The sequence below is a fragment of the Chitinophaga filiformis genome, from assembly GCF_023100805.1.
In the GTDB taxonomy this organism is placed as follows: Bacteria; Bacteroidota; Bacteroidia; order Chitinophagales; family Chitinophagaceae; genus Chitinophaga; species Chitinophaga filiformis_B.
The window spans coordinates 4002794-4027168 of the sequence record NZ_CP095855.1 but is presented as its reverse complement, the minus strand read 5'-3'; the positions used below and the strand labels follow the sequence as shown (position 1 = coordinate 4027168).

Here is a 24375-nt window from a genome sequence, read left to right as displayed (position 1 = left end):
CGGATGATCCAATATTTCAAAAATATAGATGCGCGTACGGTAGAAATATCAAGTCCTGAAAATGGGGCATGGGTGAATATTACCCCGCCCCTGAAACAGTCTGAATTTGAACAACTGTCAGAAGAACTGGATATTCCCCTGGACTTCCTTACCGACTCACTCGATATCGATGAGAAGTCACGTTACGAACTGGAGGATAATGTAAAGCTGATCGTTATCAAAACGCCTACTGAGAATAATTCCATCAATGAAAGCGATGCCTATTACATCACGATCCCCATTGTGATTATTCTTACGCACAACCAGATCCTGACTGTCAACTCATTCGACAACGCAGCCATCAACCGCTTCCTGAATACTTTCCATAACCGTCATCCTGAAAAAAGGAATATGATGGTGCTGAAGATCTTCGAAAAAGTGACCATGAACTTCCTGGATTACCTGAAAGAGATCAACCAGCGCAGGAATATCCTGGAGCAGAAACTGTATGACAGTAACCGTAACGAGGAGTTACTTTACATCATGCGGATCCAGAAAAGCCTGGTGTATTTCCTGACTGCCCTCCGCAGTAATGAACTGCTGCTCATGAAGATTGAGCGCACCAATTTCCTGGGATTGAATGAAGACGAGAAGGAATTCCTGCATGACCTGATCGTAGACACGTCACAAGCGCTGGAAATGGCCAATGTCTATACCAACATCCTCAGCAGCTCAATGGATGCCTTTGCCAGCATCATCTCCAACAACCTGAACCTGGTCATGAAACGCCTGACGTCCATTACCATCGTTCTGACCTTCCCCGTATTGGTAGCCAGTATCTATGGTATGAACGTAGAAATACCGTTTGCCCATTCGGCACACGCATTCTATATTCCGGTCATACTCTCGATCGTGATCTCCGTGATCATGAGCTGGTATTTTATGAAGAAGAAATGGTTTTAAACAATGTTTAATGTTCGCGTATACGGTATCATGATGAATGAGCAGAAACAGGTGCTCGTTACCGATGAATATATCCGTGGCGGATATTATACCAAGTTCCCCGGCGGCGGACTCGAATTCGGAGAAGGCACCCTGCAATGTGTGGTGCGTGAATTCCAGGAAGAACTGGGACTTGAAGTGGAAGTCATAGAACACATCTATACCACCGATTTCTTCCAGCTTTCTGCTTTTGGTGACAATTCCCAGATCATCTCTATTTACTATCTCGTAAGAGCACTATCGGAAGTCAATTTCTCTGTGCTGGATAAGCCTTTTGACTTTCCTATCCCGGAAGATAAAACAGATGTGGAAGGCGCCAGGTGGATCAACTGGGAAGAGTTTTCCGCCGAAGCAGTGACCCTTCCCATTGATAAAGTAGTGGCAGATATTGTGAAGTTGCGCTACTAAAACTAATGTATTATTCGGCGGCCTTGCCCATTGCGGCTGCTTTCATACGGGCCGCGGTCTCCTTACCCAGATAACTTTCTATACGTCCCTCGATGAGGTAGAGCACAGGCGTCAGCAATATGGCTACGGTGAATTTATAGGCATAGTTCACCAGGCATACAGCCAGTACCAGCTGCCAGCTCCAGTTATTCCCCAGCTTAAAGGCAATATACAATACGATAAAACTGTCTACCAGCTGGGACACCACCGTTGATCCGGTTGCCCTCAGCCATACATGTTTTTCGCCCGTAGCACGCTTAATGCGATGGAACACCGTTACGTCTATCAGCTGGCTTACCAGGAATGCCGTGATGCTACCAATAATGATCCACATACCCTGGCCAAAGATCCCTCCGAAAGCAGCCTGCATATTCGGAATACCTTTGTCTGCACCGGTGCCGATCCAGAAATCGGCCGGCGGCACGGACAGCGCTACGTAGAACATGATGAATGCATAGCTGATCAAAGCCACCGCAATGTAAGAGATCCGTTTTACTGCTTTCGGCCCATAATACTCATTAACGATGTCTGTCATCACAAACTCAAGGGGCCATAATAACACCCCGCAGGTAAGGTTAAAGGATAGTCCGCTTTGACCAAACACCGTGAAGGTATGTACGGGTAGCCCGAACAGTTTCTCCAGCGAAAAGATCTTCCCGCCGATACATTCTGCTATCAGCGCATTGGCAACGAAAAAGCTGCAAAAGAAGATGAAAAGTTTAGTTGGTCTGTCTTTTAGAATGTTGTGTACCATTTAGAATAGGAAAATAAATTGCATGATTAAAATTATAGCATTCACAATAAATACGTAAGGAGGAAGCGCTGCCCAGGTTATTTTACGCCGGTACAACATAATAGCGGCCACGAACAATACGAGCAGGTTCAGCGGAAAAGAGACCACGATGCCCATCAATAGTATGTATCTCAACATCTCGGGCGTAGTGCCCTTAAAGTCAATATAATACGACGCCTCTGCCAACAGGAAACAGATGTTACAGATAAATGCCACCTTTAAAAAGAATCGTAAGCGCCCCATTATTGAAATTTCGGATAAATTACAGTTATTTTGCTTTCCCTGTGTGGAATTTAATTAAAAAGGAAACTGATTCATGCAAATAGCAATATCAATAGTCATATGTTCGTATAACAGAGAAGCCTATATCATTGAGGCCATCGATAGTCTGTATAAACAGGATATTGATAAACAACGCTATGAAGTGATCGTGGTGGATAATAACAGTAAAGACAATACCGCCGCCAAGGTAAAGGCATATATCGCCGAACATCCTGACATGCAACTGTATTATTACCTGGAAACCCGCCAGGGAGCTTCCTATGCGCGGAACACCGGTGCAGAAAGATCCAGCGGCGCCCTGATCTGCTGCATGGATGACGATGCGGTGGCCATGCCGGGTTATCTGCAGAATATCATCACCTTCTTCGAACAGCATCCGGATGCTACAGGCCTCGGAGGCCGTATCATTCCCCGCTATATTCCGTCAGAACCGAAATGGATGTCCCATTACGTTTCTTCACTGGTGGGCAATTTCGACTACAGCCCTGTTGCCAAACCTTTCGACAACGGCCGCTATCCATTGGAATCCAATATGATAGTGCGCCGCGACGACTTCTTTGCCGTGGGTGGTTTTAACACCAGTCTGCCGGGAGTGAAAGGCACCCTGCGCGTAGGTGGTGAAGGCAAGGAATTTTTTTACAAGCTGATAGAAAGAGGCGGGATCATTTATTACGATCCTTCCGTAGTCGTACACCACGTGGTAGAGGTAAAAAAACTGACATCAGAATATATGTACCGTGTCGCGTCCGGTATTGGGCGTGGAGAAAAAGTGCGGATGGTAGCCAAAGGCGGCATGGCGGTGCATAAGAAAAGCCTGGAATACCTGTTTAAACTGGGCGCCTCTGTGGTGATCGGCGGCTATTACCTGCTGCAGGGAAAACCTGCCAAATCATGGCCGGTAATACAGTTCAGGATCGATGTCCTGAAAGGATATTGGGAGCCTGTGCATAAGCAGGAAGTGCATTCGTAAATGCTAATTGACACATTACACTATCACCGGCAGCATCACAACACCTTATAGAAATGCGGCTTGTTCCTAACAATTGTCGGTGTCATTACCCACAGGCGGAAGACGTTTTTCGCAAGCCCCCAGACCAGTGGCATATATTTAAAAGGATTACGTCCTTTGAAAAGATTCTCCAGTATGCTGCCGAAGAAAAATACCGGCACGGCGAATGAATAGTTGAGCAGGAGTATAAAATACCACAGCACACCAAACTGCTTACGCACCCTTACATGATTGGACAACATCAGCTGTAATCCTTTCCTGTCATACAATCCGTAATATCCCTTTTCTTCAGAACCGAATACATCGCCGGTGGTTTCTCCCTGTAAATGTATGATATTGATATCGCCAAAAATAGCCAGGGGACCCAGTTTACGCAGGCGGCTGCACCACTCCACTTCTTCCGCATACAGGAAGAAATCCTCATCCATATATCCTGCCTTTTCGAGCGAACTACGTTTCACCATGAGGAAAGCACCGCTGATCCAGTCTACAAGGTGTTCCGTACTGGCTTCCTGTACATTAGGCACCTTGGTTTTCAGCTGATAACCTATCCAGCGGATCACTTTTCCCCAGTAAGGTAAGGGTAGCAGGTGATTAAGCCCGCCCTTCATGAAGTAGTTGCCCGATATCTGCAGTGTGCGATCTGCATTTAATTGCTGTACACCACAGGCCACCAGTTTGCTTTCAGCAAACCGTTGTACGCAGCGGTCCAGGGCATGATCGAGGATCAGTGTATCAGGGTTCAGCAGTAAAAGGTAATCGCCTTTCGCAGCACGTAAACCCATATTGTTGGCGCGGGAAAACCCTGCATTATAGCCCATCTGCAGGAACTGTACAAAGGGGAAGGCATATGTGATCAGTTGCTCGCTGTTATCGCCCGAAGCATTATCCACTACAATCACCTCATAGCTGATAGCGGTTGTCTCTGCCACAATGGTGCTGATACAATCCAGTATGAGACGGCTGCTCTTATAGTTCACAATGATGACAGACAAATCCATATGCAGGGTGAAAATAAAGTAAGCGCCCAAGATAAAAAATATGCGGCAATATTATATGAAAGCTGTCCTTAATCTAAAAATATAAATATCTTAGTGGGTCAAACAGACTAGTGTTATATGGGTGTTGTAAGGACCAAGAGCCTCATTTCTTCGCTTTATACATATTTTGGATTCATTCTGGGTGCGATCAACATCTACCTGATGACAAAATACTTCGCGCCCGCAGAAAATGGCCTTACCCGTACCCTTTTCGAGATCTCCACCCTGATGACCAGCGTTGCCTGCCTGGGCATTCCGACCCTGGTAGCCCGCTATTATCCCTATTATAAAGCACTGCCGCAAAAGAAAATGGATCTGCTCACCCTTGCTTTCACCCTGGGAGGCATAGGCGTACTGATCGTATTTGCAGCTTCCTACTTCCTGGAACCGCTGATCATCCGCAAGTTCTCGGGCAAATCGCCTTTGCTGGTGGAATATTTCTATATCAGCTACCCGCTTGTCTTTTTTTTCCTGGGCTTCCAGATCATGGAAGTGCATGCATGGAACCAGCATAAGACCATTCTTTCCAACTTCATGAAGGAGGTCGTATTCCGCGTGTTTCACTCTGTTATAGTGCTGGCCTTCATCTTCGGCCTGATCCGCTTCCATACCTTCATGAACTTCTTCGCATGTACATATGCTGTAACATTCTCCGGATTATTCTTTTACTTCTGGTATAAGAAACAATTACCCCTGGGCAGACTTCCCAGCCAGGTCACCAAAGACCTGGGCAAACAGATGCTGCGTTTTACCGCATTTATCTTTGCGAGCAATGTGATCACCATCATCAGCCTGACCATTGATTCTATTCTCATCTCGAGTTTCAAGGGGCTGGAATTCGCCGCCGTGTTTACACTGGCTACTTATATCTGTACGGTAATAGATGTACCTCAAAGAAGTATGATCAGTATAGGAGTGCCTATCATCGCTCAATCGTGGAAGGACAATGATATGGCCAACATTGCCAATGTCTACACGAAATCGTCAATCAATCTGCTGATCTTTTCTTCCTTTATATTCTCTATGATCTGGCTGAACCTGGACGATGCCTTTGATTTCCTCAACCTGCCGGCCATCTACCATGAGGGAAAACCGCTGGTACTTATATTAGGCATTACGAAGATCATTGAACTCGGCACGGGATTAAACTCGCAGGTGATCTCCACGTCTCCCCGCTGGCGTTTCGAATTGCAGTCGCACCTTATTCTGCTGGCCTTAACATTGCCGCTGAACTATTATTTTGTAAAAACATATGGTATTATGGGAGCAGGTGTTGCACAGCTGATATCCCTGACTATCTACAATGGCATCCGTTACATCTTCCTGCTGAAGAACTATAATATGCAGCCGTTTACCAGGAAAACGCTGTATTCAGTTATACTGACGCTTTCGCTGTACTTTATTGTAAGCCGGCTGATCAATATCTCTGTACCTCTCCTGAATATGATTGTCCGGACATTGGTATTTGGCAGCATTTACGGATTTTTGGTGATCAGGCTGAACCTCTCAGAAGATATTACCATCCTGTATAAAAAAGGCATCTCGCTTGTTGGCAGCAAGATAGGAAGACGATAACTATTTATACTTGCCCAGCAGCCTGTTCTTCAGCATTTTAAAAATGTTCTGATAGGAGATCCTGCTTTCAGTATAGATCACCTCGCGACGTACGATCAGTTGTTTGATCATATCCAGGTACCAATCCTGGTGTTTGTTGACAATGTAATCCACCAGTTCCACTACATTCGGGCGGGTATCATTACGGTAGGTCGATTTCTTTGTTTGCCTGTAGAACAGCAGTCTTTCGGGGATCACTTCTATCTTCCATCCCTGGCGGGTTACGCGGATATAAAACTCCCAGTCCTCATATCCCAGTTTCATAGCCTCATCGAAGCCGCCGATATCTTCCCAGCATTCTCTTCTGTATATGGCACATGCGGGGCATTGATTGCCGAAAAGAAAATTAACCGCTGTTCCGCCCCTTGGTTTGGATACCAGCTTTTCAGCGCCAAACAACTGGATATAGGAGGTCACAACACCTACTTCCTTGTTGGCATCCAGTATGGCCACTGCTTTCTTAAAAAAGGTATCGCCAAAGTAGTCGTCCGAATCCAATGCAGCAATGATCTTTCCTTTTGCATGCCTGATACCATAGTTCCTTGCGGAGGCCATCCTGCCGTTCTCTTTGTGCAGCACCTGCACATCCGGGGCCACCACTTCATCCAGCACTTTTAAAGTAGCTGCATCAGTAGAGCCGTCATTGACCACAATGATCTCATAATTGGGATAATCCTGCCTGCGGATAGAAGCAATTGCTTCATGCAGGTAGGCGCCATCATTATAACACGGAATTACGACAGAGATCAGCTCATTCAACATTATGGATCAGATTATTTTTTTAATAGTGATGTCAGATAACAAAGAAACATGCCAGTTTTTGAAATAATGCCCTTTGTCCACAAAGAAGCCGGCAGTTTTGACTGGAAGGCAGCCATGCGGTAAAGTGCAGGATGTACCGGGAAACCCTTTGCCAGGGCGGTCAGTTCCGCGCCGCTGCGAATATTGTAGCGCCGTAATAATCGCCAGAAATAATCATAATATAACCACTTTCTCAATGTTCCGGGGCGCAGCTTATCCAGCAGCTGGATATGTTCCTTCACATCTACTTCCTTATTGTCTTCGCATTCCTGCGTCACCTGATCGGCATGGATACCTACTTTCACGAGTGGTTCATTTACGCATACGATGGCAGGATTCCGGTAAAGCTCCTGGATATAACCATCAATGTCCACCATCCACTTCATGCGGTTGTCGTACATGAATTTATGCCTGAACAGCGTAACACTGGGCGTGGAGATCGGTTTTACAACCATCACATATTCAGGTTCCCGGCGCACACGGTCTAAGTGTTCAATCTTCATGGGAAGCAGCCATTCTTTGCCGTCATCATACACCAGCAGCGCTCTTGCGTAGGCAAAATCGCTCCCGGGTGCGGCTTCCAGCGCATCATACAGCTTTTGCAATGCGTCGGGCCTTGCCAGCCAGTCGTCGTGATGGATGAGTTTAATGTACTTCCCTCCTGCCTGGCGGATGGCCTCGTTCCAGTTTTCCGGCGTACCGAGTGAAGGACGATTATGTTTATAACGGATGGGAAGAATGTCTTTATAGCTATCGATGAGGCGCTCCACTTCGTCGCCCGGACTATCGTCCGTTACGATCACTTCTATATCGGTAAATGTCTGTTGGCGGATGCTGTCTAGACAGCGTTTCAGCATCTCGGGTTGCTTATATGCCGGTATACATATTGAAACTGCAGGACTACTCATGAAATCTTTTCTCTTTTTCCGGTTTACTCTATTCTGCCACTCCCGGCATAATATCTTGCCCAATAAGTCTCGCTAAGATCACTGATGGTGACACCGAGGCTTGTTGAAGCGTGCACAAATTTATTATTATTCAGGTATACACCCACATGAGAGATTGATTTTCCATCAGTTTTGAAAAAAACCAGGTCACCTTCCCTCATTTCTGATCTACTCAATTTTCGGGCCTTTTCATATAATTGCGCTGAGCTACCTGAGCTATTCAGGCGGAAAACCCCTACCAGCAGGTTATTGGCAAAACCGGAACAATCTACGCCATTCCTGTTTTTGCCGCCGTATACATAAGGCGTTCCCCACCATTCTTCAATAAATGCAAAGAGGTTGGTATTCAACACGCTTTCTACACGAACGTCCAGCAATTGGGCATATTTGAACTGCCAGAGCGGCGCATTTTCTATCGACGGACTTGAAGCGGTGAATTTCAATGTGCTTTTACTTTTGGCCGTATAATTATTTCCATTAATGGATAGACCGTCCAGGAATTCCACATTGCCACGCCCATTACTGCCCGTTCTTTTTGTTGTTCCCTGTTTTGTGGAAGAGCAGGCAGCGAGTCCCAACACGCAAAACATAGCCATCATCCATAAAATACTTTTGTTGCCGATCATAAGCGCCCGTTGGTTAAATCGGGACTAATTTACTAATAATATTTATAATAAATGTTTTTAACATGTTCAGTTGTAATGATTACTAATGAGATATCGCTTGCAACAGACAGGATTTAGCTGGAGGCCATCAGCGGTCGGCAGATGATCCCGCTGTTTATTCAGTAATGCCGGCGCCGTAAAAGGTTTAAGGCCGGAGGATGATGACGGTACATGCTCACTGGTGCTGAGATCGTAAAAAGCTTAGCGGCTGGCAGATGATCACGGTGCTTGTTCATCATCGTAAAAAGGTTCAGAGGCCGGCGGATCATCCTGGAGTTGTTCAGTGTTGCTTGTATCTAAAAGATGCAGGGCCGGTGGGAAACACTTGTTCCCCGGCCGGCCCTGAAAAGATTTTATATGGCTCTTATGTTACAGTGCTACCTGCTCACCGTAGTAGTAGTAATTATTGTCCAGACGATTCCATTCGAACCTGTCGCTTGTCAGTACAGTGATCAATGCGGTAAACGCAGGATAGTTACCATTCTGCTGTACAGTGATCCTGGTATCATTGTTAGACAGGTACCAGGTACCATAGGAAACAGCTCCGGTTTCGGAAACCTCTTTGTAAGTACCATCGGTGTAAAAATTGATCCTGTTCAGGCTCAGGTTCAGGATAGGATTATAAGTCCTGTTGGAACGGTACGCCAGGTTGGCAGAAGCTAAAGGATAATTAGTGAAGTACGCCAGGTATTTCCATGTTCTGCCGGTGATCTTGGCAGTAGCAGTCCTGGAATAATCGGTAGTTGGGAACACAGACATCTCTACGCCATAGGTAGCACCGTCAACTGATTGCCATTCGAAATTGTTGGCAGTCAGTTCCTTAATGTTTGAGGTAAATGTACCATAGGAGTTTGTTACCCGTATCTGTGTACCGTTGTTCAACAGTGCCCAGGTACCATTCAGTTGCTGACCTGTTTCGGTGATCTCACGACAGGTGCCGTCTGTATTGAATTTTGTCTGGTTCAGGTTCAGGTTGATAGTATTTGCGGCTTTACCACGCTTAAATACCAGCTTTGCAGAATCCTGGGAATAATTCACGAAATACTCATAGTACCGCCAGGTACTGTCTGTCAGCAATTTTGTTCTACGTGCGATCAGGCTGTCTGTGCTTGTGCTGTCAACAAGGCCTACTGCATTTAATGGTAGTTTTTCTGTGGGTGTTTCCGTCTTTTTGCAGGATGTAAGGTACAGGGCCACGCTTGCCGCAAGCAGCAGGGTTTTACTAACAATTCTCATAATGTAAAGGGTAATTGAAAAATGAATAAGTTAACAAATGTTTTATCAGCACAAAGATGCTGCTTTTCTACTCATTAAATATTTTTTTGTATTAGAAAAACATCATTTAGGCTATTCCGTGATAATGATCTTTTTGAGACGCTATGACATTGCGTTTGCAGGGTCTCTACACAGCAAATAACGCACGACAGAGGTGTTAACGGCAACAGGCATACGAATATGCAGGAATGACGATGGCCTGGCCGGAAGACAGTATCTCTTTCAGCCAGGCCATTGTATATAAGTGTTTGTCTATTAGTAGCGGGAAGCGCTGCCGATTGAACTGTCGGCAGGGATCTGCTCACCATAATAGTAATAATTCTGGTCCACACGATTCCATTCGAAGCGATTCGCGTTCAGCACTTTGATATCAGCTTCAAAGCTGATGCCACCGTCAGGCGTTACTATAATACGCGTACCTTCTGCGTTCAGATGCCATGTACCGTTTACAACTGTACCGTTCTTATAAGTTTCAACAGTGGTACCGTCAGCTTTGTACTCCACCGTCAGCTGATCAACTGCAGTGAAGGTATTGTTTGGTTTACCGATGCGCCATACCAGGTCTGCAGATGCCAGTGAGAAGTTATAGAAATATGTTTCATACTTCCATTTCTTTCCTGTCAGCAACTGGGTCACTGTTTTAGTCTTGTCTGACTCGGGGAAACGTTTCATCATTACACCGTAGGTAGTACCATTCACCACTTCCCATTCGAACTGGTTTGCAGTCAGTACACGGATGTCTGATGTAAAGGTAGTGGTACTGTTCACCACGATCTGCGTTTCATTGTTGGTGAAATGCCAGGTACCTTTCAGTGAGTCTCCCTTTTCGGTGATCTCCCAGTAGGAACCATCCTTATTGAACTTTACCTTGTTCAGGTGCAGGTCCAGTGTGTTCACTGAACGGTTGGATTTCCAGATCAGCGTAGAACCGGAGGTCTGGAAATTCTTGTAATACTCATAATACCTCCAGATCGTATCTGTCAGTATCTTTCCTTTCTCGCTTAATACGATAGTATCAACGGGAATTTTAACGGTATCTATGGGTTTCGGATTCTCGTCCGTTTCGCATGATGTGGATGTGGTGGCCAAAAAGGCGACTGCACATAGGGATAGAAGGGAAAATAGCTTATTCATATAGCAAATATATAGAATGTACTCAATATTAAATTGAGTAGTGTGCATAAATTTTCATAACCTTTTATTCATATTCTGGCGGAAGAGTCGGAATTTTGCCAAATGATCTTTTCCCACTTACACGTTCATACACAGTATTCTCTGCTGGATGGTGCAGCAGACATCAAATCATTGTACAAGAAAGCTATGGCCAGCAATCAGCCGGCCCTGGCCATCACGGACCATGGTAACATGTTCGGCGTGTTCCAGTTTGTGGCTGAAGCTTATAACAACAAGCTGAATCCGGAAGATCCGAAGGATAAAAGGCTCAAGGTAAAACCGATAGTTGGCTGCGAGTTCTACGTGGTGGAAAATCGCTTCAAACGCGCCTTTACCCGTGAGGAAAAAGATATCCGTAATCACCAGGTGCTGCTGGCCAAAAATGATGAAGGTTACCGTAACCTCATCAAATTATGCTCACTGGGCTATATGGAAGGCCTGTACGGTAAATATCCCCGTATTGACAAAGAACTGATCCTCCAGTATCATAAGGGGCTTATTGCCACTACCTGCTGTCTGGGTGCTTCCGTGCCCAGGGCGATCCTGAAAAAGGGTGAAGAAGCGGGTGAAGAAGAATTCAAATGGTGGCTGGACATTTTCGGTGAGGACTATTATGTTGAATTACAACGCCATGGTATTCCCGAACAGGAGAAAGTGAATGAATCCCTCATCAAGTTTGCCGCCAAGCATAATGTAAAGATCATTGCGTCCAACGACTCCCACTATGTGGACCAGGCCGACGCCAATGCGCACGACATCCTGCTCTGTATCAACACAGGCGAGAAAAAGAGCACGCCTACCATGAAGGATTTCTCTGACGATGACGTGTCGATGAAGAACAGACGTTTCGCTTTCTATAACGACCAGTTCTATTTCAAGACAACCGAAGAGATGAGCGCACTCTTCCATGATCTGCCACAGGCGATAGATAATACCAACGAGATCGTGGATAAAGTGGAACTGCTGGACCTGAAGCGGGATATCCTCCTGCCCAACTTCCCTATTCCACCGCCTTTCCTGACACAGGACCAGTACCTGCGTCACCTCACTATGGAAGGCGCCCACAAAAAGTATACGGAAGTTACACCTGAAGTAGAAGAACGTCTGAACTTCGAACTGCAGGTAATTGAGAACATGGGATTCGCGGGTTACTTCCTGATCGTATCCGACTTTATCAAGGCCGGACGTGACCTGGGGGTATTCATCGGCCCCGGCCGTGGATCTGCTGCCGGTTCTGCGGTGGCGTACTGTATAGGGATCACGAATATTGACCCTATCAAGTATAATCTCCTGTTCGAGCGTTTCCTGAACCCGGAACGTAAGAGCATGCCCGATATTGATACGGACTTCGACGATGAGGGCCGCCAGAAGGTAATTGACTATGTGGTGCAGAAATATGGTAAGAACCAGGTAGCCCAGATCATTACCTACGGTACCATGGCCGCCAAGATGAGTATCAAGGACGTGGCCCGTGTAATGGACCTGCCGCTGGCAGAATCCAACATGCTGGCCAAAATGGTGCCCGATAAGCCCGGCATCCAGCTGGACCGTATATTCAACGCTCCGATCGATGAAGGGGAAAAGAGCCTGGCCGAAAAAGAGGGCCTGGGCCCTGAAGACCTGGAAAACGTGAAGCGCCTGCGCGAGCTGATCAAAGGACAGGACCTGCAGGGAGAAGTGCTCAGAGAGGCCTGCGTACTGGAAGGATCCGTACGTAATACGGGTATCCATGCGGCAGGTATCATCATTGCACCGAAAGACCTCTACGACCTGATCCCGGTATCTACCGCCAAAGACTCCGACCTGCTGGTAACGCAGTTTGAAGGTAGTATCATTGAGAGCGCCGGTGTAATCAAGATGGACTTCCTGGGTCTGAAGACCCTCACCATCATCAAGGGCGCTCTGGAACTCATCAAGGCCAATCACGGGATAGAGATCAGTATTGACGACATCCCGCTGGATGACGCCAAAACATATGAACTGTACCAGAAAGGCGAAACCAACGCCACGTTCCAGTTCGAGTCTGCCGGTATGCAGAAATACCTCCGCGAGCTGAAACCTGACCGTTTTGACGACCTTATTGCGATGAACGCCCTGTACCGTCCGGGACCGCTGGAGTACATTCCATTGTTCATCCGTCGTAAACACGGGCTGGAAGAAACCGTATACGACCTGCCCGAAATGGAGGAATACCTGAACGATACCTACGGTATTACGGTATACCAGGAGCAGGTAATGCTACTGAGCCAGAAACTGGCCAACTTCTCCAAAGGAGATGCGGACGTACTCCGTAAAGCCATGGGTAAGAAGCAGAAGGCCGTACTGGACAAAATGAAGAAACAATTCATGGAGGGTTGTGCGGCCAACGGGCACGACCTGAAAGTATGCGATAAAGTATGGACAGACTGGGAAGCATTTGCGTCCTACGCGTTCAACAAATCCCACTCCACCTGTTATGCCTTCGTGGCCTACCAGACCGCTTACCTGAAAGCCCACTACCCTGCGGAATATATGGCGGCGGTACTGAACAACGCCAGCAACATTGAAAAGATCACCTTCTTCATGGAAGAGGCAAAACGCATGGGAATAGACGTATTGCCGCCGGATGTGAACGAGTCTTTCAAAGGTTTCGCGGTGAACAAACAGGGCGCGATCCGTTTTGGCCTGGCTGGTCTGAAAGGTGTGGGTGAAGCTGCGGTGGAAAATATCCTGGAAGAAAGACAAAAGGGAGGTGCATACAAGAACATCTTTGAGATGATCAAACGTGTGAACCAGCGTGCGGTGAACAAGAAATCGCTGGAGGCCCTGGCCATGTCGGGCGCCTTTGACTGTTTCCCCGAACTGCACCGTGCCCAGTACTTCCATAAACCTGAAAATGATACTACTACCGGCCTGGACAAGATCGTGAAATTCGGTCAGCAGGTATCTGCCGGAGCAGCCACTTCCATGAGCAGCCTCTTTGGTGCGGAAGATATGCCCGACATTGAACCGCCCAAGATCCCACCCTGCGATCCATGGCCGCTTATCCTGAAACTGAACAACGAACGTGAGGTGACCGGTATCTATATCTCCGGCCATCCGCTGGACGATTACCGTTTCGAAAGCCGGCACTACCATATGAATACGGTACAGGAACTGGTTGAATACCAGGCCGACCTGGTAACGCCAGGTAACGCCCGCGCCGGCCGTGAACGTAATTTCCGCCTGGCTGTCTATGTGACGGGCGCGCAGGAAAGGATATCCCGGAATAACCGCCAGTTTGGCATAATGACGATCGAAGATTACACAGGCAAGTTTGAATTTGCCCTGTGGAGTGAAGACTTCATCCGTTTCGCCCCCTACCTCAAAACGGGCCTCTGCCTGTTTATTAACGGTGGTTTCAAGGCCAAGCGCTTCAATGATGCGGAATACGAGTTCAAGGTAAACGGTATACAGCTGTTACAGGAGGTGAAGAAAACGCATACCAAGAAGGTGACCCTCGTTACCATGCCTAAATTCATCACCCGGGAGCTGGTAGACTTCCTGGTAGACAATATTGCCAAATATCCGGGCGCCAGTGAGCTCTTCCTGCAACTCATTGATCGTGATGATCAAATGACGGTCAAGCTGCATACTTTCAATAAACATATTGAGATGAACGATGAACTGGCGCACTTCTTGTCTAAACAACCAGATATCGATGTGTATATAGATACAATCAATAAGTAAGGGTCTTAAAATGCACTAATTTGCATGGTCAAACGGCGCCTTTTACAAAAGAATACCGGCTGTCAAAAAAGCAGTAATTTGCATCCGGTTTGAAAATTGAATGTATATATTTGCATTTATAAATTTATTCAGGAACTTTGATTAATATAATTTCATAAACTTTAAATATCATGGCATTAGAATTCACAGATTCGAACTTCCAGACGGAAGTATTGAGCTCCGATAAATTGAGTGTAATTGACTTCTGGGCAGAGTGGTGTGGTCCTTGTCGCGCTATCGGTCCGGTAATCGAGGAACTCTCAAAAGACTATGCGGGTAAGGTTAACGTGGGTAAAGTAAACGTAGACCAGAACCCTCAGTTGTCTATCAACTACGGTATCACCAGCATTCCTGCTATCCTGTTCATCAAAGATGGTCAGGTAGTTGACAAACAGGTAGGTGCTGCTCCAAGATCTGTTCTGGAAAAGAAGATCCAGTCCAACCTCTAATAGAGTAAAGACATCATAAAAGAAGCCGGCTCGTCTCAGACGGGCCGGCTTTGTTATTGGGAGCAATGTGTTTCAGTGGTTCAGGGAGTTACAAATGTCCTGTTGTGAATGCTACAAACACCGGGACTCCTGACGGAGTCTACGGCATATTGTTTCCCGTTTTTCCCCCATGAGTTTACCGGTGTTCACGTTACCTGATCAGGGTTACTGTTCCTTTCTGTAAATACAATTTATCTTCCGCTCCATAATAGGCATACTCGATCATATACACAAAAACTCCATTTGGCTGCAGTTCCTTTTGGTAAGTACCGTCCCAGCCTTTACGGAGATCGCTCGAGCTAAAGATCAGATTCCCCCAGCGATTGTAGACAGACATTCTGAAAACAGCTACACCTCCTGCCCTTACCCGTAATACATCGTTCACTCCGTCTTTGTTAGGCGTAAAGGCGGTAGGAACGAACAGGTATCGCCGGGTATCCACATAGATCGTTACCCTGTCTTCTTTTATACAGTTAAGACCTGTAACAGTAGTTACTACATATGTGGTCCGCTGCATCGGCTGAGCAACGGGCGACGCGCAATCCACACAGCTCAATCCTTCCACAGGCGTCCAGGCGTAGTCCGGTGCATTGATGGCGTGCAACTGCACCTGGTCACCCAGGCTGATAGTTGTATCGTTGTTGGTGATGGTTACTGCAGGTATATCAATATCCTTCAGTTCTGCATCGCTGCTGCTAAGGCACCCATTGGCATCAGTTACCATAACATTATAGTTGCCTGCTGAGAGCCCCGTCAGATGCGTAAATGATGTTGGTACGCCATTGACGGCGTAGGTATATGGTGTAGCCCCTCCATTTGCATTTATGGTCAGCTCTCCGTTGCCCCTGGTGCAGGTTTCATCAATAGGTGTGATTGCCAGGTCAATGGCAGTAGGAGCTGTGAGTGTGATAGTGGTACTATCCAGGCAATAGTTGTTACGGCCATAGATCTTATAAGTGCCCGCGCCAAGATTATTGAAGGTGGTAGCAGCCCGGTATGGCTGATTATCAATCGCAAATTCAAAAGGCGGCTGTCCTGATACCACCGTCATTCGTATCGCTCCATCGGCAACACCGTCACAACTGGGCGATTGCGCAGCCGCGGAAAAATCGATCATGTTGGCCTGATCTACACCGACCTGTGCCTGCCTTGTGATTGTACAACCCAGGTTATCTTTTATGCCGATCGTATAAGTACCTGCAATCAGCTGTGTGAAACTGTTTTGTGATCCCCTGTCTATACCATTCAGTGTATACGTGAACGGTGCAATACCTCCGCTGGCCGTCACTACAATGCTCCCTGTCTGGTTCCGGCAGTCGATCATTGTTATATTGAACGTAGCATCCAATACGGGGCTGATATTGACAACTACATCATCCGTTGCTATGCAACCGTTAACGTCTGTTACTTCCACGCTGTAAGTACCGCTGGTATTTACAACAAGACTATTGCCCGTACTGTTGTCAGACCATTTATAGGCGCTGAACCCTGCTCCGGCATTCAAAAGGACCGGCGTACCATTACAGGTGGTCACATCCAATCCCAGGTCTACCACGGGGGGCGGCATTGTATTGATGGTTACCTGTCTGCTGATACTACAACCCAGGTTATCCTTTATATCAATGGTATATGTACCTGCTATCAGTTGGGTAAAATTGTTCTGTGCTCCTTTGTCTGTCCCATTCAGTGTATAGGTGAATGGCGGAGTGCCACCGCTGGGGCTCACCACAATGCTGCCCGTACTGTTCCGGCAATCGATCATGGTAGTATTGAACGTGGCGTCCATTGCCGGACTTATATTCACCAACACATTATCCGTAGCCGTACAGCTTCCGCCATTCGTTACTACGACGCTATAGGTACCACTTGTATTAACTGTGAGGGTATTGCCGCCACTGTTGTCAGACCATTTGTAAGAACTGAAGCCGGGACCAGCGTTCAGTAATACCGGCAAACCATTACAGGTAGTAACATCCGGGCCGAGGTCTACCACGGGAGGCGCTACCACCACAATGTTCCGGCAGGTGGTTTGCTGACTCGGAAGTCCTTCGTCCATGATCATATTGACGGTATATGTACCTGGTTTATCGTAAGTGAAGGACGGTGGATTAACCAGTGTGGATGATGGTATACTACTGTTGGTACAGCTGCTGAATTTCAGCCGGGCAACAGTACTGTTCCGGGCACTGGCCACAAAGGTGTACAGGTCGTCCTTTATTCTAAAGACGGTAGACAATGAATGCGGATAATCAAGACCGCCAACATTACCATATGATGTTGCTGTAATATTGCCAGTGATACTACCACCTTCAAACTCCAGTTTCAGCACGTCATTTCCATCTCCATTGACCACAACACCGAATATGCCACCACAATCCCTTACGATGCTGATATCGCGGGGAACATTCAGGAGGCCGCCGGGATTGCCCATATTGGTGGCTACTGGTGTATTCAGCAATGAATTGCCGAAATCAAGGCGGGTAATAGTATTGTTGTTGCCATTGGTAATGAACACATACCAGTTACCGTTATCCTTCACGGTATAAATGCCGGTGGGAAAATTCAGATTGCCCAGGTTCCCCAGGTTGGTTCCTGTTGGCGGACTGTTAAAGGAAGTACCGAAATCAAAACGGGTAACCGTGCTGTTGTCGGCATTGACTGTGAGCCCATGCCAGGTACCTCCGTCCTGGAACATGTACAGATCCACGGGAAAGGCAAGGGTACCGATATTGCCCCAGTTCGTACAGGTGGGCGTATTGTTCAGGCTTGAGCCAAAGTCCAGTTTTGCGATCTCGGGACTGCTGACCAACCCTCCACCAACAACGATGATATGCCAGCCATCTGCATCCTGTATGATCTGTAAGCCCTCTGTCTGTGGCGGCAGATTGCCGCCTACATTGCCAAGGTTAGTAACAACTGGTGTATTCAGCAGGCTATTGCCGAAGTACATACGTACAATAGAACGGCTATTATTAGTAACGAATACGTAATAGTCGTTCCCTTCCTTCGCCATATCCAGGAATGTCGGGATGCTGAAAGCGTTGCCCGGATTACCAAGGTTAACGCCCGCGGGGTCCTGGAACAGGTTACCTGCGCAAAAGTTCCAATAATAGGAACTTCCGCCGGTGGAAGTATTGGTCACATTTACCTGTTCATTCACACAAACCGTATCCGGTGCTGTAAAACTGGCCTGTTGCGCCAGTACCGGCATACTTAATAACGAGATAACTAAAATACAGCCTGACAGTAAGAATGCTCTCATAGATAACCTGGATAAACCGGGATGAACCTGTTTAAAGGGTAAGGGTTCGATTACTGGTGTAAGAAATTGTCACAAAATGCGTTTACTTATTGCATTGTCCCAAATAAAACAGGCGGCAATTTACGAAATGATTATAATATGAAAGAATCATAATTTAACCGGAGAATATCGCTTTTCGCAGATTCACTACCTGCATTATAGCTATAAGGTTGTAACTTTTCCTGGAAAAATAACAGGACAAGCTGTATTTTAACATTCAAACTAGAACATTGCGCAATTTTACCCTTTTTATCCTGGTCAGCCTCTATGTTATACCTGCCTTTGCCCAACGTAAGTGCGGTACGGAAGAGGCTATGCAACAACTCATTGCGTCCAACCCGGCATTTCAGAAGATCCGTGAAAGAAAGGAGGCCCGCCTCCAGGAAATGACCCGTACCATTAAGCAGTCAAGGGCGCAGATGAAAACCGTCTATCCTACCGTGACCATCCCTGTAGTAGTACATATCGTGCTGAAAAATCCCAGCCTGGTAACAGACGAGCAGGTACAGTCGCAGATAGACGCATTAAACCGTGATTACAGCGCCAGCGCTTCCGATATATCCAGTGTTCCGAATGCATGGAAACCGCGTATTGGCGATGCCCAGATACAATTCTGCCTGGCGCAGCGTACGCCGGACGACAATCCCACTAACGGGATCGAACGCGTTACCACCACCCGGACCTCTTTTAGTGTATCCAATTCTGCGTCCGCAGTAAAACATGTTGCCAGTGGCGGGGCCGATGCATGGAACAGCAGTAATTACCTCAATATCTGGGTTTGCAGCCTCTCTGACAATTACCTGGGTATTGCCACCTTCCCTGACGGTTATCCGGCCAATGAACAAGGCGTAGTGATCACCTACACAGGGTTTGGCACTACAGGCAGCGCCGTAGCCCCCTTCAATATGGGACGTACTACCGTACACGAAGTAGGCCACTATTTTTCCCTGCGTCACATCTGGGGCGATGAATCTGCCTGTGCGGTAGACGATGGCATTGACGATACGCCTTTACAAGGCACCTACACCTACAATTGCCCCAGGTTCCCGCTTACCGACGCCTGCTCTGTCGATTCACCCGGCATCATGTTCAATAATTTCATGGATTATTCGGATGATGCATGTATGCTGCTGTTTACCTCCGACCAGGTAGACAGAATGCGCCTGACATTGAGCGAAGACAGGGCGTCCCTACTGTCGTCCAACGGTTGCGTACCGCTGAACCTTCTGGATAACGATGCACAGGTGCTGAGTGTTACTTCGCCTTTCGGACAGATCTGTGAACCTTATATCGCTCCTTCCGTTGTATTGAAAAACCAGGGTAAGAATACACTTACTGCTGTAAAGATCAATTACACTGTGGACGGTGGCGGGCTCAGAACCTATAACTGGACGGGCAGTCTGACAGCACTGAAAACGACTACCGTACAACTGGATTCCAGTACCTCGGAAGATGGTGCGCATATTCTGAAGGCCTATACGTTGTCTCCTAATGGTATTGCCGATGACGATCCGACAAACGATACTGCCTGGACCACCTTCCAGTATTATCCTGACGCGAGCTTCCCCTATACGGAAGGCTTTGAAAGCAGCACCTTCCCTCCAACAGGCTGGGAAATAAAGAATTATGACGATAGTTATACCTGGGAGATCACTTCCGACGCGGCCAGTTCAGGCACAAAGTCTATCGTGATGCATAACCTGGCGTACAATACCAACGATGCTATTGACGACATTCTGAGCCCGACCTTCAACCCGGCAGGGCATGATTCGGTGTTCCTGTTCTTCGACGTGGCTGCGGCCGCCTTCTCCAGCGTAAATGGTTCGAATACGGTATGGGACAGTCTCCAGATCTTTACCACTTCCGACTGCGGTAAGACCCTGGACAGCCTCTATAAAAAGGGTGGCGCCTCATTCCTGACCCGCAAACAGCCTGTAACCACCGAGTTCATACCAACCGCGGCCGAATGGCGCCGGGATTCTGTGAACCTGACCCCGATCATTAAAAAAGGCCAGTTCAGGGTGGTATTCCGGAACATCAGCAATGCGGAAAACAATATCTACCTGGATAATATCAATATCGTAACGAAGAATACTCTTCCGTATCTAAAGGAGAAAGGTCTTGTAGTCGGGCCGGTGCCGGTGGTGAACCAGCTGTTCATCACCTTCCTGGAGACGCCTAAAGATCTGGATTACATCGCGATCTACAATACTTTAGGACAGCTCGTCACCAAACAACCCGGCTCGTCCGTCAACAGTAGCAACCGTTTTATCTTTGATTTGGTAAATGAGCCAAATGGTATTTATTTTGTAAAATTAATATACAGGAATAACGTCAAGACTATTAAGATAACTAAAGTGAATTAAGCGAGATGACGACCAGAAATGATCATCCTGCCGTAGCAACATTACTGCAAGATACAAGATTGGATAAAGGGTTGAAAACCATTGGTGAAAAGGTATTGTCAGCAGAAAGGCTGACACCCGAAGAGGGCCTGCTTTTATTTGAGAAAGGAGAACTGGGATACCTGGGCGCCCTGGCCAATGCGGTGAGAGTGCGTATGCATGGTGATAAAACCTATTTCAATCGGAATTTCCATATAGAGCCAACCAATGTTTGCGTTTTTACCTGCAAATTCTGTTCTTACTCCCGTTTGTACAAAAATCGTGAGGAAGGCTGGGAATTAAGCATTGACCAGATGCTGGACATCGTTAAGAAGTATGATGGCCAACCCGTTACCGAAGTACATATTGTAGGCGGCGTGCATCCTAAAATGAACCTCGACTTCTTTGTGGAGCTGCTGCAGAAAATAAGGGCACACAGACCCGACCTTCACCTGAAGGGATTTACCGCTGTGGAGCTGGATTATATGTTCCGCAAAGCAAAGGTTTCCGTGGAGGAAGGTATGCGCATCCTGCATGAGGCAGGACTGCAATCCATGCCGGGCGGTGGCGCTGAAATATTCCATCCCGACATCCGTGCCCAGATCTGCCATGATAAGGTAGATGCAGATGGCTGGCTGCACATTCATAAAACAGCACACCTGCTGGGTATGCATACCAATGCAACCATGCTGTACGGCCACCTGGAACAGTTCTGGCATCGTATTGACCACATGGAACGCCTGCGCAGCCTTCAGGATGAAACCAAAGGTTTCAATACCTTCATCCCGCTGAAGTTCCGCAATAAGGACAACGAGATGGCGCATATACCGGAGACTTCTGTTGTGGAAGACCTCAGACTGTACGCGGTTGCCCGTCTTTACATGGACAACTTCCCCCATCTGAAGGCTTACTGGCCTATGCTGGGCAGAAATACAGCACAACTGACACTTTCCTTTGGGGTAAACGATTTGGACGGTACCATTGATGATACCACCAAGATCTATTCCATGGCAGGTTCGGAAGAACAGAACCCATCCATGAACACCGCCCAGCTGGCCATGCTGATCAAACAGGCCGGCAGAAGACCGGTGGAAAGGGATACGGTTTACAATGAGATCAAAGATTATACTGATGTTGTATTTTCAGAGGAAGAATTGATGGCACGTTAAAATCACATTTATGTCTGCTAGCAGATGGTTGTTATTCAATGCTGGACTCTGTCTTTATATTGCCGGATGTCACAACAACCGCAGCCAGGTCAGCAACATTTCATCTTCTGAAACAGCTGCCACCATCACTGCTGATAAAGAACCGCAGTTCAAAAAGGAAGGCGTTCTTTATTTTCTCAGTAAGGTCAACAATGATACGCTCCGCCAGATCGATATTGAACTGGCTACCAATGACCAGGAAAGAGCGCAGGGCCTGATGGACCGTAAATCCATGAAGGACACACAGGGTATGCTCTTTATCTTTCCTCATGCAGAGGAGCAGTCATTCTGGATGAAGAACACCTACATTTCTCTCGACATCATATATATCGATGAAAAGAAAGAGATCGTATCTGTTCAGAAATATACCACTCCGCTTTCGGAAGAAAGCCTGCCCTCCTTCAAAAAAGCACAGTTCGTGCTTGAAGTGAATGCGGGATTCTGCGATAAGTATCATATCGCATATGGTGATAGAATCAGCTATAAGGAAATAAAATAGGATATTGATATTACTATAAAAAATAAAGACCGTTCCATCCTCGGTGGAACGGTCTTTATTTTTTGCTTGCATTCATTAATTCGATACCTTTATGCCAGACATAGCATTTATGTGCTTGTAAATATCTGCATATAGGAAATTAAACTGTCTACTCCTTTTGCAGTCTGAATATTGAAAGTACCTTACTTCGTTTTCTATTTATCCCCTGCTGCCAACAATCATTTATTTTAAAGGTCAAGTCGTAGTGTTCGTGTCATTAGGAAACTAATTTACTCACCTCTTAATCTTAACATGTGAAAACTATCCTGATTGTCGACGACGAAATCCATATCTGCACATTGCTTACCACCATCCTTACCAAAGAAGGATACAAGGTAGATCATAGCGTTTCCGGCACCATGGCGCTGAAGATGATTAAAGAAAAAAGTTATGATGTGATCTTCTGCGATTATCGTCTCAAAGATAAAGAGATAGATGGCAGTATTCTGTCGCTCAGGATCAGGGAAATGAGCCCTGCCACCAGCATCATCGTTATGACCGGTTATCCGGATGTGCGGATAGCCATTCAACTGATCAAACAAGGCATTTACGACTATGTTGTTAAACCATTAAATGCTTCACAGGCCATTCTGCTGGTGCAGAAGGCATTGCTCCATCAGGCTGTATTGTCAAAGGAACAATTACCACCAGCCATGCATCTGACAGCCGATCCTGTTTCTACTTATGTATCTCACAGGGGGCAGCTCAGTCAGTTTGTTTATGGCAACGGCAATACTTCGAAGGAACTGCATACGCAGATCAAACTGATCGCACCTACTGATTATAGTGTTATCATTCTTGGCGAGACCGGCACAGGCAAAGAATCTGTGGCGCAACTGATACATAGCCAGAGCAGACGGAAAGATAAACCCCTGGTGGCCATTGACTGTGGCAGCCTCTCGCGCGAGCTGGCCAGCAGTGAGCTGTTCGGGCATGAAAAAGGAGCTTTCACCGGCGCCATCCAGGCAAGGATCGGGGCGTTCCAGGAAGCGGACGGAGGCACATTGTTCCTTGATGAAATAGGGAATCTTTCCTATGAAGTACAAACAGCCTTACTACGAACCATTCAGGAGAGAGTAGTACGCCCGGTGGGCAGTGCCAGGGAAGTACATGTAGACATCCGCATCATTGTAGCGTCTAATGAAGATCTGCAGCAGGCCGTTCTGCAAGGCAGGTTCCGGGACGATCTCTATTACCGGTTGAACGAATTCACCATCAATGTACCTCCTTTGCGTGAACGCCGGGAAGATCTGCCCTTGTTTGTATCTACGTTCAAACAGGCCGTCGAAGACGAGCTGGAAAGAGAATGCGGTCCTTTGTCTGATGAAGTGCTTGCTGCCTTTTACAATTATCCCTGGCCGGGAAATATCCGGGAACTTAAAAATGTGATGCGACGCATCTGCCTGTTGTCAACAGAGAAAGCTCCTATCAATATGGAATCGCTCCCGGAGGAATTACATCCTGTATCCCGGGAACTGGCAATGTCAGCTATCCCCGGCACTGAGGAGAATCTGAAGAATGTAACCCGCCAGGCAGAATACCAGAAAATACTGGATGTGCTGCAACAGGTCCGCTTCAATAAATCGCAGGCCGCCAGGTTGATGAACATAGACCGTAAAACGCTTTACAACAAACTGCACACACTGAATATACTGCTGTAAGCAGCAAAGCATCGGCATGCT

The 24375-nt window shown here is 46.9% G+C and carries 19 protein-coding genes; 10 read left to right on the top strand and 9 right to left on the bottom strand.

The window, feature by feature from the left end:
- Nucleotides 1-3 precede the first annotated feature (3 nt).
- Nucleotides 4-942, top strand: a complete 939-nt coding sequence (locus MYF79_RS16065; protein ID WP_199656292.1) for a magnesium transporter CorA family protein — start codon at nucleotides 4-6, stop codon at nucleotides 940-942.
- A 3-nt stretch (nucleotides 943-945) separates the two neighbouring features.
- Nucleotides 946-1389, top strand: coding sequence for an NUDIX hydrolase (locus MYF79_RS16060; protein WP_247814981.1), 444 nt, complete (start codon nucleotides 946-948; stop codon nucleotides 1387-1389).
- Between the two features lie 10 nt (nucleotides 1390-1399).
- Here MYF79_RS16060 and MYF79_RS16055 read toward each other — a convergent pair whose 3' ends face one another.
- The gene (locus tag MYF79_RS16055) at nucleotides 1400-2182 is read right to left on the bottom strand and encodes a queuosine precursor transporter (protein ID WP_247814980.1); all 783 of its coding nucleotides are present in this window, start codon (nucleotides 2180-2182) and stop codon (nucleotides 1400-1402) included.
- Nucleotides 2183-2464 carry a hypothetical protein gene (locus MYF79_RS16050; protein ID WP_247814979.1) on the bottom strand — a complete coding sequence of 94 codons (282 nt, stop codon included), beginning with the start codon at nucleotides 2462-2464 and terminating at the stop codon, nucleotides 2183-2185. It abuts the gene before it with no gap.
- Nucleotides 2465-2537: 73 nt separating this feature from the next.
- Here MYF79_RS16050 and MYF79_RS16045 point away from each other — a divergent pair, with 73 nt between their 5' ends.
- Entirely contained in the window at nucleotides 2538-3473 is a 936-nt protein-coding gene (locus MYF79_RS16045) for a glycosyltransferase (RefSeq protein WP_247814978.1), read from the top strand.
- 35 nt (nucleotides 3474-3508) lie between these two features.
- Here the strand turns inward: MYF79_RS16045 and MYF79_RS16040 are convergent, their stop codons facing one another.
- Nucleotides 3509-4513, bottom strand: coding sequence for a glycosyltransferase family 2 protein (locus MYF79_RS16040; RefSeq protein ID WP_247814977.1), 1005 nt, complete (start codon nucleotides 4511-4513; stop codon nucleotides 3509-3511).
- Between the two features lie 117 nt (nucleotides 4514-4630).
- On the opposite strand from MYF79_RS16040, the gene MYF79_RS16035 reads away from it, so the two are divergent.
- Nucleotides 4631-6127, top strand: a complete 1497-nt coding sequence (locus MYF79_RS16035; protein WP_247814976.1) for an oligosaccharide flippase family protein — start codon at nucleotides 4631-4633, stop codon at nucleotides 6125-6127.
- Here MYF79_RS16035 and MYF79_RS16030 read toward each other — a convergent pair whose 3' ends face one another.
- From MYF79_RS16030 to MYF79_RS16010, 5 genes are all read right to left on the bottom strand, one after another.
- A complete protein-coding gene (locus MYF79_RS16030) occupies nucleotides 6128-6928 on the bottom strand; it encodes a glycosyltransferase family 2 protein (RefSeq protein ID WP_247814975.1) in 801 nt (266 codons plus the stop codon).
- An 11-nt stretch (nucleotides 6929-6939) separates the two neighbouring features.
- On the bottom strand, nucleotides 6940-7824 hold the full coding sequence (locus tag MYF79_RS16025; protein WP_247814974.1) for a glycosyltransferase family 2 protein: 885 nt from the start codon (nucleotides 7822-7824) through the stop codon (nucleotides 6940-6942).
- A gap of 74 nt (nucleotides 7825-7898) precedes the next feature.
- Nucleotides 7899-8540 carry a C40 family peptidase gene (locus MYF79_RS16020; RefSeq protein ID WP_247814973.1) on the bottom strand — a complete coding sequence of 214 codons (642 nt, stop codon included), beginning with the start codon at nucleotides 8538-8540 and terminating at the stop codon, nucleotides 7899-7901.
- 408 nt (nucleotides 8541-8948) lie between these two features.
- Nucleotides 8949-9815: a hypothetical protein gene (locus MYF79_RS16015; RefSeq protein WP_247814972.1), complete on the bottom strand. Its 867-nt coding sequence runs from the start codon at nucleotides 9813-9815 to the stop codon at nucleotides 8949-8951.
- 294 nt (nucleotides 9816-10109) lie between these two features.
- Nucleotides 10110-10988 (bottom strand): hypothetical protein, encoded by an 879-nt coding sequence (locus MYF79_RS16010; RefSeq protein ID WP_247814971.1) that lies wholly within the window; start codon nucleotides 10986-10988, stop codon nucleotides 10110-10112.
- A gap of 102 nt (nucleotides 10989-11090) precedes the next feature.
- On the opposite strand from MYF79_RS16010, the gene dnaE reads away from it, so the two are divergent.
- Both dnaE and trxA read left to right on the top strand, forming a co-directional pair.
- Entirely contained in the window at nucleotides 11091-14735 is a 3645-nt protein-coding gene (gene dnaE, locus MYF79_RS16005) for a DNA polymerase III subunit alpha (RefSeq protein WP_247814970.1), read from the top strand.
- A gap of 170 nt (nucleotides 14736-14905) precedes the next feature.
- A complete protein-coding gene (trxA, locus tag MYF79_RS16000; RefSeq protein ID WP_110051685.1) occupies nucleotides 14906-15223 on the top strand; it encodes a thioredoxin in 318 nt (105 codons plus the stop codon).
- A 190-nt stretch (nucleotides 15224-15413) separates the two neighbouring features.
- Here trxA and MYF79_RS15995 read toward each other — a convergent pair whose 3' ends face one another.
- On the bottom strand, nucleotides 15414-18524 hold the full coding sequence (locus tag MYF79_RS15995) for a gliding motility-associated C-terminal domain-containing protein (protein ID WP_247814969.1): 3111 nt from the start codon (nucleotides 18522-18524) through the stop codon (nucleotides 15414-15416).
- A gap of 269 nt (nucleotides 18525-18793) precedes the next feature.
- Here MYF79_RS15995 and MYF79_RS15990 point away from each other — a divergent pair, with 269 nt between their 5' ends.
- The 4 genes from MYF79_RS15990 to MYF79_RS15975 all read left to right on the top strand — a co-directional run bounded on the left by MYF79_RS15990 (nucleotide 18794) and on the right by MYF79_RS15975 (nucleotide 24354).
- Nucleotides 18794-20929: a M43 family zinc metalloprotease gene (locus MYF79_RS15990; RefSeq protein ID WP_247814968.1), complete on the top strand. Its 2136-nt coding sequence runs from the start codon at nucleotides 18794-18796 to the stop codon at nucleotides 20927-20929.
- Nucleotides 20930-20934: 5 nt separating this feature from the next.
- Nucleotides 20935-22116, top strand: a complete 1182-nt coding sequence (gene mqnE / locus MYF79_RS15985; protein WP_199656277.1) for an aminofutalosine synthase MqnE — start codon at nucleotides 20935-20937, stop codon at nucleotides 22114-22116.
- Nucleotides 22117-22126: 10 nt separating this feature from the next.
- Nucleotides 22127-22654, top strand: coding sequence for a DUF192 domain-containing protein (locus MYF79_RS15980; RefSeq protein WP_247814967.1), 528 nt, complete (start codon nucleotides 22127-22129; stop codon nucleotides 22652-22654).
- A 293-nt stretch (nucleotides 22655-22947) separates the two neighbouring features.
- Complete coding sequence (locus MYF79_RS15975; RefSeq protein ID WP_247814966.1) at nucleotides 22948-24354, top strand: sigma-54-dependent transcriptional regulator; 1407 nt, start codon at nucleotides 22948-22950, stop codon at nucleotides 24352-24354.
- Nucleotides 24355-24375: the final 21 nt, after the last annotated feature.